Source organism: Streptomyces sp. NPDC090106 (genome assembly GCF_044747265.1).
GTDB lineage: Bacteria > Actinomycetota > Actinomycetes > Streptomycetales > Streptomycetaceae > Streptomyces.
Map to the genome: position 1 here is coordinate 404,405 of NZ_JBIVDS010000009.1, position 13,396 is coordinate 417,800.

At 74.2% G+C, this 13,396-nt stretch carries 8 protein-coding genes; 7 read left to right on the forward strand and 1 reads right to left on the reverse strand.

Annotation, left to right across the window (positions count from 1 at the left end; all coding sequences use genetic code 11):
• Positions 1–145 precede the first annotated feature (145 nt).
• The 7 genes from ACIPSE_RS29170 (at position 146) to gdhA (ending at position 12,250) form a co-directional block, all read left to right on the forward strand.
• Positions 146–1,723, forward strand: coding sequence for an acyl-CoA carboxylase subunit beta (locus ACIPSE_RS29170; protein ID WP_401668297.1), 1,578 nt, complete (start codon positions 146–148; stop codon positions 1,721–1,723).
• Between the two features lie 63 nt (positions 1,724–1,786).
• Complete coding sequence (locus ACIPSE_RS29175) at positions 1,787–3,535, forward strand: fatty acyl-AMP ligase (RefSeq protein ID WP_401668032.1); 1,749 nt, start codon at positions 1,787–1,789, stop codon at positions 3,533–3,535.
• Positions 3,532–7,557, forward strand: coding sequence for an acyltransferase domain-containing protein (locus ACIPSE_RS29180; RefSeq protein WP_401668034.1), 4,026 nt, complete (start codon positions 3,532–3,534; stop codon positions 7,555–7,557). The genes ACIPSE_RS29175 and ACIPSE_RS29180 overlap by 4 nt, the downstream gene beginning before the upstream one ends.
• Before the next feature lie 22 nt (positions 7,558–7,579).
• On the forward strand, positions 7,580–8,515 hold the full coding sequence (locus ACIPSE_RS29185; protein ID WP_401668036.1) for an alpha/beta hydrolase: 936 nt from the start codon (positions 7,580–7,582) through the stop codon (positions 8,513–8,515).
• A gap of 122 nt (positions 8,516–8,637) precedes the next feature.
• Positions 8,638–9,882 carry a PucR family transcriptional regulator gene (locus tag ACIPSE_RS29190; RefSeq protein ID WP_401668038.1) on the forward strand — a complete coding sequence of 415 codons (1,245 nt, stop codon included), beginning with the start codon at positions 8,638–8,640 and terminating at the stop codon, positions 9,880–9,882.
• 221 nt (positions 9,883–10,103) lie between these two features.
• The gene (locus ACIPSE_RS29195; protein ID WP_401668041.1) at positions 10,104–10,745 is read left to right on the forward strand and encodes a cutinase family protein; all 642 of its coding nucleotides are present in this window, start codon (positions 10,104–10,106) and stop codon (positions 10,743–10,745) included.
• A gap of 140 nt (positions 10,746–10,885) precedes the next feature.
• Entirely contained in the window at positions 10,886–12,250 is a 1,365-nt protein-coding gene (gene gdhA / locus ACIPSE_RS29200; RefSeq protein ID WP_401668043.1) for an NADP-specific glutamate dehydrogenase, read from the forward strand.
• Positions 12,251–12,386: 136 nt separating this feature from the next.
• Here gdhA and ACIPSE_RS29205 read toward each other — a convergent pair whose 3' ends face one another.
• On the reverse strand, positions 12,387–13,271 hold the full coding sequence (locus tag ACIPSE_RS29205; protein ID WP_401668046.1) for a peptidoglycan-binding protein: 885 nt from the start codon (positions 13,269–13,271) through the stop codon (positions 12,387–12,389).
• Between the last annotated feature and the right edge of the window lie 125 nt (positions 13,272–13,396).

Genomic DNA, 13,396 nt, shown 5'->3' on the forward strand with positions numbered 1-13,396 from the left:
GCCGGGCCGTGCGCTGGTGGCGCCGCCCTTGTCACGTCAGCACGAAGTGAGTCCGTTCAGGACTCAACTCCCGCAAAGAGAAGGGCGAACCTCTCGGACCTCACGTTCCCCACTGCCATATTCGAAAGCCCCTTCGGAGGTGGCAGTGACTCGCGAGGCGACAACACCGAGAGCGCGGCAGGCCCCACCCCCCGCGTTCGGCCGCACGGAACAGCGCATCGCCGACCTCGACGCCCGCAGCGCGCTGGCGACGGCGCCGGGCGGGCCGAGACGACGGGGCGAGTTCGGCGCGCGGGAGCGGATCGAACGGCTCCTGGACGCGGGCTCGTTCACGGAGACCGGGCGGTTCGTCCGCGCCAGGCCGGGCCCGGACGAGGCCCGGCGGCCGTACGGCGACGGGGTGATCACCGGGTACGGCACGATCGACGGCCGCCCGGTGTGTGTCTTCGCCCAGGACTCCACGGTCTTCGGCGGCAGCATGGGCGAGGCCTTCGGCGAGAAGGCGATCGCGCTGATGGATCTCGCGCTGAGGACCGGCTGCCCGGTCGTCGGGCTCAACGACGGTGGCGGCGCCCGGATCCAGGAGGGCGTCGCCTCGCTCGCGCTCTACGCCGAGCTGGTCCTGCGCAATGTCCGGGCGTCCGGGGTGATCCCGCAGATCTCGGTCGTGCTGGGCCCGTGCGCGGGCGGTGCCGCCTACTCCCCCGCCATCACCGACTTCACCGTGATGGTCGACGGGGCCTCGCACATGTTCGTCACCGGGCCCGACGTCATCAAGGCCGTGACCGGCGAGGAGACCAGCGCCGAGGAGCTGGGCGGCGCCCGCACCAGCAACGCCGTCAACGGCAACGCGCACTTCCTCGCCGCAGACGAGGACGAGGCCCTCGACACGGTCCGTGACCTGCTGTCGTATCTGCCCCGCAACAACCTGGAGCGTCCGCCGGAGTACGCCCCGCCGGGCGCCGAACCGGACGGCGGACCGCTCGACCGGGTCGTGCCGGACCGGCTCGGGCAGGCCTACGACATGCGCGACATCCTGTGCGCGGTCGTCGACGACGGTGAACTGCTGGAGATCCAGGAACTGTTCGCGCCGAACATCATCTGCGCGCTGGCACGCGTCGAGGGCTGTTCCGTGGGTGTCGTCGCCAACCAGCCGCTGCGCGCGGCCGGGGTCCTGGACATCGACGCCTCCGAGAAGGCGGCGCGCTTCGTGCGGTTCTGCGACGCGTTCGGCATCCCGCTGCTGACCTTCGCCGACGTCCCCGGCTATCTGTCGGGGGTCCGCCAGGAGCGGTCGGGGATCATCCGGCGCGGCGCCAAGCTGCTGTACGCGTACGCGGAGGCCACCGTCCCCAAGGTCACCGTCGTGGTCCGCAAGGCCTACGGGGGCGGGTACGCGGTGATGGGGTCCAAGCATCTGGGCGCGGACGTCAACCTCGCCTGGCCGACCGCCCGGATCGCCGTCATGGGCGCCGAGGGCGCGGTCGGGGTGCTGCACCGGCGTGAACTGGCCGCCGCCGACGACCCCGAGGAGCTGCGCGCCCGGCTGATCGCCGGGTACGAGCGCACCCACGGCACCCCCTATCTCGCCGCCGAGCGCGGGTACGTCGACGCGGTCATCGCCCCGCGCGAGACCCGCGACCAGGTGCGGCGCGCCCTGCGCGCGCTGCGCGGCAAGCGCGCCCCGATGCCGGAGCGCCGGCACGGCAACATCCCGCTCTGAGCCGGTCGTCCGGCGCCGCACCCCTCCCTCCCCGCCGCCTCCCCGACCCGAGGAGCCCGCCCGATGGACAGCCGCCGTCCCCCGCTCACGCCCGCGTGCCGCACCCTGCCGGAGTACGTACGGCACTGGGCCAGGACCGCCCCCGACCACCGGGCGTTCACGTTCGTCGACCATCCGGCCCCCAACTCGCGCGGGGTGCACCGCACTCTCACCTGGAGGCGGCTGGACGTGCGGGTGCGGGCGCTGGCCGCGCGGCTCGCCGAGGAGGCGGGGCCCGGGGAGCGGGTCGCGGTGCTGTGCCCGCAGGGGACGGAGTACGTCACCGCGTTCCTCGCCGCGCCGGCCGCCGGTCTCGTCGCCGTACCGCTGTATCCGCCCGGTCTGCCGGGGCAGGGGGACCGGCTGGCGGCCGTGTTCGCCGACGCGCGTCCGGCGGTCGTCGTGACGACGAGCCGGTGCGCGGACGCGGTGCGGGAGTTCTGCGCGGACCGCCCGGTGCGGATCGTCGTCGTGGACGAGGTGCCCGACGCCGTCGCCGGGGAGCCGCCGTCCGCCGTGACGGACGGGGACGCGGTGGCCTACCTCCAGTACACGTCGGGTTCGACGCGCACCCCGGCCGGGGTGGAGATCACCCACGCCAATGTCGTCGCCAACGCCCGTCAGGCGCTGGCCGCCTACGGGGCCGACCGGCAACCGGCCACGTGTGTGGGCTGGTTGCCGCTGTACCACGACATGGGTCTCGTGCTGAGCGTCGCCGCACCCGTCGTACGGGGGCTGTTGTCGGTGCTGATGGACCCGGCCGCGTTCCTGCACGAGCCCGTGCGGTGGCTGCGGCTGCTCGCGGCGCATCCGCGCGCGTTGAGCGCCGCGCCCAACTTCGCCTACGACTACTGCGCTTCGGCCGTCACCGACAGCCAGAAGGCGCGGCTGCGGCTGGACGGTGTCGCCGTCCTCATCAACGGCAGCGAGCCGGTGCGGCCGGGCACGGCCGACCGGTTCCACGCCGCGTTCGCCCCGCAGGGGCTGCCCGCCGAGAGTCACTGCCCGTCGTACGGGCTCGCGGAGGCCACGGTGTTCGTGAGCGCGGCCCGGCCCGGGGAGCCGCTGCGCCGGTTCGCGCTGGACCGTGACGCGCTCGCCGCGGGGAAGGCACTGGCCGCGCGCGCCGAGGATCCCCGGGCCGTGCTGCTGGCGGGATGCGGCACCGCGGCCGGGCAGCGGGTCCGGATCGCCGACCCGGCGACCTGCGCCGCGCTGTCCGAGGGGGAGGTCGGCGAGATCTGGGTGCAGGGGCCCAACGTGGGGCGCGGCTACCGGAACCAGGAGGAGCAGTCCCGGCACGTGTTCGGCGCGCGGTTCACCGACTCCGTTGGGACGTCCGGGGGTTGGCTGCGCACGGGTGATCTGGGGACCGTGCTGGACGGGCAGTTGATCGTCACGGGGCGGCTGAAGGACCTGATCGTCGTCGACGGCCGCAACCACTATCCGCAGGACGTGGAGGCCACGGCCCAGGACGCTCATCCGGCGCTGCGCCGCTACCGTCTCGCCGCCTTCGGCGTGCCGGGGGGCTCCGGGGAGCGGGTGGTCGTCGTCGCGGAGCACATCAGGGCGCTGAGCCTGGCGGAGATCGACGTGACGGATCTGGGGCGGGCCGTGCGCGCGGCCGTGTCCTCGCGGCACGGGCTCAGGCTCGCCGATGTCGTCCTGGTGGCGCCGGGCACCGTGCCGCGCACGTCCAGCGGGAAGGTGTCGCGGAGCCTGACCCGGGAGCGGTATCTGGCGGGCGTCTATCCGGCGGAGGGTGCGGCATGACGGCCGTGGACGGACCCGCGCTGCGCCGGCTGATCGCCGAGCGGGTGGCCTCGTGGAACGACACGGCCGCCGAGGCCGTCCCCATGGACCGGCCGCTGACCGACCTCGGGATGTCCTCGCGGGACGCGGTGGTCCTGGCCGGGCGGCTGTCCCAGGCGACCGGGCGGGAGCTGCCCGCGACCCTGCTGTGGGAGGCGCCCACCGGTGACGCGCTGGTGGCGTACCTGTGCGAGGAGAGACCGGAGCAGGGCGCCGCCGCACCGGTGGCCCCGCGGCCGACGGACGAGCCCGTCGCGGTCGTCGGTGTCGGCTGCCGTCTGCCCGGGGGCGTGCGCGGTCCGCGGGACTACTGGCGGCTGCTGTGCGGGGGCGTCGACGCCGTGCGCCGGGTGCCCGAGGACCGGTGGCGGGACTTCGCCGCGTTCCCGCCCGATGAGGCGCCCCGGTACGGCGGCTATCTGGACGACATCGCCGGGTTCGACGCCGACTTCTTCCGCGTCTCCCCGCGCGAGGCGGCCGTGATGGACCCGCAGCAGCGCATGCTCCTGGAGGTCGTGCAAGAGACCCTCGACCACGCCGCCGTCCCGGCCGCCTCCCTCGCGGGGACCGCGACCGGGATCTTCGTGGGCATCTCCGCGCCCGAGTACGGCCAGCTCACCGGCGCCGCCCTGGACGCCGTCGACCCGTGGGCGCCCGCCGGCGCGGCGCTCTCGGTCGCGGCGGGCCGGCTGGCCTATGTGCTGGACACGCGCGGGCCGAGCATGGCCGTGGACACGGCGTGCTCCTCCTCGCTGGTCGCCGTGCACCACGCGTGCGTCAGTCTGCGCACCGGCGAGAGCGACACGGCGATCGCCGCCGGGGTGAACCTGCTGCTCTCCCCCACCGTGTCGGTGGCGTTCCGGCGGGCGGGCGCCCTCGCGCCGGACGGCCGGTGCAAGCCGTTCTCGGCGGCTGCCGACGGCATCGGGCGCGGTGAGGGGTGCGCGGCGGTGCTGCTGAAGCGGCTGTCGGACGCGGAGCGGGACGGCGACCGCGTCCTCGCCGTGATCCGTGCGACGGCCGTCAACTCCGACGGCCGCTCCAACGGGCTCCTGGCGCCCAATCCGGCGGCCCAGCAGGCGCTTCTGGCGAGCGCCTACGCGCGCGCCGGACTCACCCCGGCGCACGTCGACCACGTGGAGGCGCACGGCACGGGCACACCGCTCGGTGATCCGATCGAGGCGGGCGCGCTGGCGTCGGTGCTCGGCGCGGGCCGTGACCCGCAGCAGCCGCTGCTGCTCGGCTCCGTCAAGGGCAACCTCGGCCACCTGGAGTCCGCGGCGGGCGTGGCGGGGCTGGTGAAGACGGTCCTCGCCCTGCACCACGACATGATCCCGCCGTCGCTGCACTGCGCCGACGGCAGCGCGCTGGACGACGTCCGGCTGCGGGTGGTCACCGCTTCCGAGCCGTGGCCCCGCTACGGCGGCACGGCGACCGCGGGGGTCTCCGGGTTCGGCTTCGGCGGTACCAACGCCCATGCCGTGCTGGAGGAATGGCAGCCCGCGATGCTGCCTCCGGTCCCGGCCGGGGCACCGGCCGCCCGCCTCCATGTCCTGTCCGACCTGGACGCGGAACGGCTGCGGGACACCGCGTCCCGGATCGCCGCGTGGCTGCGCACGCCCCAGGGCGGCGCGGCCTCCCTGGCCGACGTGGCCCGCACGCTCGCCGGGCGGTCGGGGCGCGGTCCGGTGCGTGCCGCCGTCACCGCTCGCGACCACGACGAACTCGCCGACGCCCTGGAGGCGTTGGCGCACGGCCGCGAGCACGCGACGGCCGTGACCGGCGACCGCGAGCGGGTCGGGGCGCGCGGCCCGGTGTGGGTCTTCTCCGGGTACGGCAGCCAGTGGACCGGCATGGGCCGCCGTCTCCTCGCCGAGGAACCGGCGTTCGCCGCCGCCGTGGAGAAGATCGACGCGGAGTTCGCCACCGAGTGCGGCTTCTCCCTGCGCCACCATCTGGCGTCCGCCGGGGACCTGGGGCGCCTGGAGGTCGCCCAGCCCGTCCTGTTCGGCCTCCAGCTCGCCCTCGCCGAACTCTGGCGGGCGCACGGCGTCGAACCCGCCGCCGTCGTCGGGCACTCGATGGGCGAGGTGGCCGCAGCGGTGTGCGCGGGCGCGCTGGACCTCTCCGAGGGCGCGCGGGTGATCGCCGTACGGGCCCGGCTGCTGAGCCGTCTGGACGGGGGCGCGATGGCGGTCGTGGAGGTCGGGGACGACGAACTGGGCCTCCTGCGGCGGGACTTCCCCGGTGTGCACGTCGCCGTGCACTCCTCGCCCGGCCAGAAGGTCGTCACCGGTGAGGAGCCGGAGGTGGCCCGCCTGGTGCGGCACCTGGAGCGGGAAGGACGTGCCGCCCGGGCCATGCGGGTCGTGGGAGCCGGGCACTCCCCGCAGGTCGACGCGCTGCTGCCGGAGTTGACCGCGGCCCTGGCCGATGTGCGGGGCGGCCGTCCGCGCGTGCCGGTCTACTCGACGGTCCTGGACGACCCGCGGGGCGACAGCTCCTTCGACGCCGCGCACTGGGCCGCGAATCTGCGGCGGCCGGTACGGCTGGACCGGGCCGTCGCGGCGGCGGTGGCCGACGGGCACACCGCCTTCGTCGAGATCTCCCCGCACCCCGTCCTGACCCGTGCCCTCACCGACAACGCGCCCGGCGCGCTCGCCCTCGGCACCTCGCGCCGCGACGGGGACGACCGGGCCGCGTTCCTCACCGCGCTCGGCGCCCTGTACGTCGGCGGCGGGCGGCTGCCGATGCCCGCCGGGCGGGTCGTCGACCTGCCCGGGCCGCGCTGGCGGCATGTCCGGCACTGGTGGACGGACGGCCGCCCGCCGGTGACGGCCCCACCGCCGGCCGCACCCGCGCGAGACTCCGCCGAGCACGAGCACGAGCACGAGCACGGGCACGGGCACGGGCACGGGCACGAGTCCGAGGACGCCTCGGTCGAGGCCCGGCTGTGCCACCACATCGCCGCCGTCACCGGCCACACCCGCGCCCGTGTCACCCCCGACACGGTGCTCGCCGGTCTCGGCCTGGACTCCCTGATGGCCGTCCGTGTCCGCACCGCGCTGCAACGCGATTTCCGCACCGAGATGTCCCTGCGGGACCTGCTGGGCGCGGCGACGGTACGGGACGCAGCCGACCGTGTCCGGCGGACGCTCGCCGCCGAGGAGAACGGCCCGCTCCGGCCGCTGGGCCCGACGGGACCGGGGGCACCGCTGTTCCTCGTCCACGCGGCGGGCGGCACCACGGACGTGTACCGCCCACTGGCCGAACTCCTCGGCGACGAGCGCCCGGTGTACGGACTCGAACGGCTCGAAGAGGCCCGCACGGTGGAGGAGAAGGCACGCCGTTACGCCGAGGCCGTCACCGCCTGCCGTCCCGACGGGCCGCTGCTGCTGGGCGGTTGGTCCTTCGGCGGGTTCGTCGCGCAGGAGACCGCGCGTCAACTGCGCGCCGCCGGGCGGGAGGTGGAGCTGGTGGTGCTCATCGACTCCGTCCGCCCGCTGTCGCGGCCCGACGTCACCCCGGCCGACCGGGTCCGCGCCCACTTCACCGGCTTCGCCCGGCACGTCGCCGACACCTACGGGGTGCGGCTGGACCTGCCGTACGACGAGCTGGTGGCGACGGAGGACGAACAGGCGCGGATCGACGTCGTGCTGACGGCGCTGCGGGAGGCCGCGGACGTGCCGGCCGCCTCTCTGGAGCACCAGCGCTCCTCCTACCTCGACCTGAGGATCGGCGAGGCGCACCGACCGGAACGGTACGAGGGCCGGGTGGTGCTGTTCCGGGCCACCGAGCCCGCTCCGCACACCGTGCGCGACCCGGCGTACGAACGGGACGACGAGGCGCTGGGCTGGGACGAGGTCTGTCCGCGGCTGACGGTCGTTCCGGTCGAGGGCCACCATCTGTCGCTGCTGGACCCGCCGCACGTGGACGGGATCGCCGCCCGTCTGCGGCGGGAGGCCGCCGAGCCGAGCCACTGAACCCGCAGACCGAGGAGCCGCCATGCACCCCCGCACCCCCGCACTGTCGCGCCGTGCCGTCACCAAGGCCGCCGCGGCGGCCGTCCTGTTCGGCGCGACGGCCGCCACCACCCGGGCCCGTGCCGCGACCCAGGTCGGCCCGCGCACCCTGGACGTGTCCGTGTCCTCCGCCGCCCTGGGCCGCGGAGCGCCGGTGCGGCTGATCCTGCCGCCGTCCTTCGACACCGCGCCCGGACGCACCTATCCGGTGCTCTACCTGCTGCACGGCGCCCACGACGACTACACGTCCTGGACCCGTGAGACGGACATCGAGGCGTTCACCGAGAGCCGGGAACTGATCGTCGCGATGCCGGACGCGGGCCCCACCGGCATCCCCACCGCGTGGCGCAGCGGCGCCGACTACGAGACCTTCCAGCTGAGCGAGGTCCCGGCGCTGCTCGCCCGGGACTACCGGGCCTCCGGCGTCCGGGCCGTCGCGGGGGTGTCGACCGGCGGGTACGGGGCGATGGCGCACGCGGCCCGGCACCCGGGGACGTTCGCGGCGGCGGCCTCGTACAGCGGCATCCTCGACACCACCTCGCCCGGTGTGCCGTCCCTCGTCGACGCGATCGTGGCCCGCGAGAACCTGGCGTTCCTGTCCGTCTGGGGCAATCCGGTCCTCGACTTCCTGACCTGGCGTGCCTTCAATCCGCGGGCCCGCGCGGAAGGGCTGCGCGGCACGTCCCTGTACGTGTCCAGCGGCAGCGGGGTGGTGGGCGGCAGCGGTGACTGGCTGCCGGAGACGCTGGAGAGCGCCCTGTGGCTGTCCGCGAACAGCTTCACCGCCGCCCTCGACCGGCTCGGTGTCCCGGCGACGACCCATCTGTACACCGGTGGCGGACACAGCTGGGCCTACTGGAAGCGGGAGTTCGCCGCGTCCTGGCCGATGCTCGCCGGTGCGCTCGGGCTGCCGGAGTGATGTCGGTGCCGTCGGGGCACGGAACGGAGCGCAGGAGCCGTCCGTCCAACTCGGGACGTCCCGCTCGCCTCACAGGTCACGGTGCGGGGGTGAGCCGGTTCCGGGTGAAAGGAGTGTCCGCGATGGCCGTCCCCACCCCGCACGACGCCTCCGGCGGCACGTCGGCCCCCTGTCTTCCGGCCGATCTGGCCGAGTTGCTGCGCGAGCAGCTGGAGAAGACCGCCGACGAGGTGGAGGACGAGGTCCGCCGGCTCGTCCCGGAGTACGCGGGCCCGGTCGACAGTCCCTACGGCCGCAATCTGCGGGCCGGGGTCGTCACCGCGCTGACCCTGTTCGTCGACCACATCGCCGACGACCGCGGGCCGGGCGACGCCATCACGGCGACCTATCACGAGCTCGGGCGGGCCGTGGCGCTGGAGGGCCGCAGCCTGGACGCGCTCCAGTCGGCGGTGCGCATCGGCGGTATGCACGCCTGGCGGCTGATGGGGCGGACGGCGGAGGAGCTGGGTCTGGACTCCACGGTCGTGGCCGCGCTCGGCGAGCTGGCGTTCCGTACCGTGCACGAGGTGGCGGAGGCAGCCGCGGCCGGGCACCAGGAGGGGCAGCTGCACAGCGCGGACGAACTGGAGCGGCGCCGAAAACGGCTGCTCGACGCGCTGCTGCGGGATCAGCCGTCCTCCCCGCAGGTCGTCCAGGACCTGGCGCACGCCGCCCGCTGGACGGTGCCCCGGCAGGTCGCGGTCGTCGTGCTCGCCGCCGCGCCTGACCGGCGCGAGGAGGACCGGCCCCTCGTGGGGGCCGGTGCCCTCGTGGACATGGAGTCGCGTCCGCCGCGCATCCTGCTGCCCGACCCGGACGGCTCCGGGCGGTTCGGCGGGCGGGCGTTCACCTTGTCGCTGCGCGGACGCCCGGCCGCGATCGGTCCGACGGTGCCGCTCGCGGAGGCCGCGCGGTCGCTGCGCTGGGCCGTGCGCGCCCTGGGCCTGATGGGACGCGGCATCCTGCCCCGGCAGGGCGTGGTGCGGTGCTCCGACCGGCTGTCGACGCTGCTGCTGCACAGTGACGAGCCGCTGCTCGCCCAGCTCAGGTCCCGCGCCCTGGCCCCGCTGGACGCGGTGACGCAGGGGCAGCGCTCCCGGCTCGCGGAGACCCTGCTGGCCTGGCTGCTGAGCGGCAGCAACGTGCCGGACGCCGCGACCCGGCTGCACATCCATCCGCAGACGGTCCGCTACCGCCTGCGCCAGTTGGAGAAGCTCTTCGGCGACTCCCTCCAGGACCCCGACGCCCGGCTGGACCTGATTCTGGCCCTGCGGGGCGAGGCGTTGCGGGCGGAGGCGTCGCCGGGTCCGGAGTCCCCGGCGCCGTAGCGGGCGGCCGGAATGCGTCACGGACCTGCGCGCCGGGCAATTCCCGGCCCACCGTCGATCGACGGACCCCGATTTCCTCTCACCGAGCGCGACTCATTTCGGCAACAGAATTCGGGGAATTTCTGCACGACCGTCCATAACGCTCGGCCAGCTCACGCGTTTACGTTCGGGACCGTCCTTTTCCCCTGGCGCTCCCCGCGCCCGAACCGCGAAGGATCCCCATGCGTATCCGCTTGTGCCTCGCCGTGCTCTCGCTCGCCGGCGGGGCCGGACTGGCCACCCTCACCGCCCCCACCGCAACGGCCGCCGCCTGCACGGACATCGACGTCGTCGCGGTCCGCGGCACCTTCGAGCCGGGCACGCTCGGCGCCATCGTCGGCGACCCGGTGTATTCCGCCCTGCAAAGGAAACTGACGGGAAAGAACCTGTCCAGCTACAAAGTGGACTACCCCGCGAACCTTTCCCTCACCTCGGCCGCACAGGGAAATGCCGACCTGGTGAACCACGTCCGCAGCCAGGCGTCCTCCTGTCCGAACCAGCGGTTCGTTCTCGTCGGCTATTCGCAGGGCGCGAACGTCGTCGACAACTCCCTCGGCATCAGCAGCGAGGGCGCGGTCGTCGGCAGCCCGATCGTCGCGACGATCCCCACCGCGCTGGAGCCGCGGGTCGCCGCCGTGCTGCTGTTCGGCAATCCGATCCGGGCCCTCGGCAAGAGCGTCACCGGCGTCTACCAGAGCCGCACCGCCGACTTCTGCGCCGCGGGCGACCCGGTCTGCGAGAACGGCGGGGACGACGTCCTCGCCCACCTCGGCTACACCGCCGACGCCGACGCGGCGGCCACGTTCGCCGCGAGCAGGGTCTGAGCCGCAGGACGACGACAGGGGCCCGGGAGGACCGCGTCCTCCCGGGCCCGTTCGTACGGCGGGGACGGCGCCCGGTGGCTGAGCAGAGCCAGGCGATCTTCCGTACCTCCTGCTGCAACGCCGTACAAGGAGGTACGTCCATGCCCGTCCCGTACACGCCCGCCGCGGAACTGCGCCTGACCGCGGACGTCTTCGCCGACGTCCAGGCGCGCGATCCCGGACAGTCCGAGTTCCATCAGGCGGCCCGCGAGGTGCTGGAGTCGCTGGAACCGGTCCTGGCCCGCCACCCGCACTACGCGCGCCACCGGGTCCTGGAGCGGCTGTGCGAGCCGGAGCGGCAGCTCCTGTTCCGGGTGCCGTGGGTCGACGACGCCGGGCGGGTGCGGGTGAACCGGGGGTTCCGGGTGGAGTTCAACTCGGCGCTCGGCCCGTACAAGGGCGGTCTGCGGTTCCATCCGTCGGTGAACCTGGGCATCGTGAAGTTCCTCGGCTTCGAGCAGATCTTCAAGAACGCGCTGACCGGTCTGGCCATCGGGGGCGGCAAGGGCGGGTCGGACTTCGATCCCAAGGGCCGCTCCGACGGCGAGATCATGCGGTTCTGCCAGTCGTTCATGACCGAACTGCACCGGCATCTCGGTGAGCACACGGATGTGCCGGCCGGTGACATCGGGGTGGGCGGCCGGGAGATCGGCTTCCTGTTCGGCCAGTACAAGCGGATCACCAACCGCTACGAGTCGGGCGTCCTCACCGGCAAGGGCCTGGGCTGGGGCGGCTCGCACGTACGGACCGAGGCGACCGGGTACGGGACCGTCTACTTCGTGTCCGCGATGCTCGCCGAGCGGGGCCAGGACCTCGACGGCCGACGGGTCGTGGTGTCCGGCTCCGGCAACGTGGCCGTCTACGCGGCGCAGAAGGCCCGCGCGCTCGGCGCGAAGGTGGTCGCGCTGTCCGACTCCGGCGGGCACGTGGTCGACGAGGCCGGGATCGACGTCGACCTGGTCAAGGAGATCAAGGAGGTCCGGCGCGGCCGGATCAAGGAGTACGCCGAGGCCGTGCCCGGGGCCCGTTACGTCGAGGGCGGTTCGGTGTGGGACGTGCCGTGCTCGGTCGCGTTGCCCTGCGCCACGCAGAACGAGCTGGACGAGAGCGCGGCCCGCGCCCTGCTGGCCGGGGGTGTGGTGGCGGTCGCCGAGGGCGCCAACATGCCGACCACCCCGGAAGCGGTACGGCTGTTCCAGGAGGCCGGCGTCGCCTTCGGGCCGGGCAAGGCGGTCAACGCGGGCGGGGTGGCGACCTCGGCCCTGGAGATGCGGCAGAACGCGTCCCGTGACGTCTGGTCCTTCGAGGAGACCGACCGCAGGCTCGCCTCGATCATGGCGGACATCCACACCACCTGCCGTGAGACCGCCGAGGAGTACGGGGCGCCGGGCAACTACGTCGTGGGCGCCAACATCGCGGGCTTCGTGAAGGTGGCCGACACGATGCTCGACCTCGGGGTGATCTGACCGGTCGGACGCGGGCCCGGCGGTGCTCCACCGCCGGGCCCGCGCCGCCCGGTCCGGCCTCCCGGCGAATGCCCGAGCCCTGTTCGTGAAGCCCGCTCCGTGCGGTCTTCGCGAAGAGGGCTCGGGCGCCGGTGTGTCAGGGCTCCGTGGTCTCGGCTTCGAGGGAGGCCCGGGTCTTGGCGCCGTAGACGCCGGACTCGTCGGTGAGCACGACACGGGTGACCTGGTAGGTACGGACGGCGTTCTCGACCTGCCGGTCGTACACACCGTCGGCCTCGCCGTCGTAGGAGCCGATCTGCTGGAGTCTGAGCTGGAGTTCGGTCACCTCCGCGCCCTCGTCGCCGTAGCGCAGGACCGGGTCCTCGCTGCCGGACGGGGTCGGCGTGGGTTTGTCCGAGGTGGTCGGGGCGGCGCCGGACGAGGTCGCGGTGGGGGTGCTGGTGCCGGTCGGGGCGGTGGGGACCGCTGTCGTGGGTGACGCGGAAGTGGCGCTCGGGGAGGGGGACTTCGGTGTCGCGGCACCGGCCGGGGTGGGCGAGGCGGACACGGAGGCACTCTCCGAGGGCGAGCCGCCGGGCAGGCCCGCGCGGACGCCGCCGGACGCCGAACCGTCCCGCTCGGGACCGTCGTACCAGAACAGGCCGCCGACGAAGCCACCCGTCAGGACGACGACGGTGGAGGCGCCGAGGGCGGTGGCCAGGAGGATGCGGTGGCGTCGGCGGTCGCGCGCGTCGGTGGGCTCGTGCGGTGCGGGTTCCGTAAGCGACGGCGGCGGCACCGGGGGCCGCGCGAACCGGTGCGGCGTCTCGTCGCCGACGAGTTCGTCCGCGGACCGCGGTTCGCCGGCCTCCACGAACGGCCGGATCCGTACCGGATCGAAGTCCTCCGCCGCCGCTGCCGCCGCGGTGCGCTCGGCCCGGTGGGCCTCGGAGGCGAGGCGGGCGCAGCTGCACGCCGGTGTGCCGTCCGCGAGCCGAGCCGTACCGCACTCCGGACAGACAGGGCCTGCCTGTTCACTCACCCGTGCTTCCTCTCCGTACCAGGGGGTGTGGGGGGGGTAAAAGGGGGGGGGCGCCCCCCAGAGCGGCCCCCCCCCCGGGCCCGATAGGGGAAAAAAAAACCCAACCAAAAAAAACAAAAATATCC

What these genes read in the sequence shown, in the direction of transcription:
- ACIPSE_RS29175 (WP_401668032.1), top strand. Translation starts at nt 1,787, where the DNA reads ATGGACAGCCGCCGTCCCCCGCTCACGCCCGCGTGCCGCACCCTGCCG.
- ACIPSE_RS29180 (WP_401668034.1), top strand. Translation starts at nt 3,532, where the DNA reads ATGACGGCCGTGGACGGACCCGCGCTGCGCCGGCTGATCGCCGAGCGG.
- ACIPSE_RS29185 (WP_401668036.1), top strand. Translation starts at nt 7,580, where the DNA reads ATGCACCCCCGCACCCCCGCACTGTCGCGCCGTGCCGTCACCAAGGCC.
- ACIPSE_RS29190 (WP_401668038.1), top strand. Translation starts at nt 8,638, where the DNA reads ATGGCCGTCCCCACCCCGCACGACGCCTCCGGCGGCACGTCGGCCCCC.
- ACIPSE_RS29195 (WP_401668041.1), top strand. Translation starts at nt 10,104, where the DNA reads ATGCGTATCCGCTTGTGCCTCGCCGTGCTCTCGCTCGCCGGCGGGGCC.
- gdhA (WP_401668043.1), top strand. Translation starts at nt 10,886, where the DNA reads ATGCCCGTCCCGTACACGCCCGCCGCGGAACTGCGCCTGACCGCGGAC.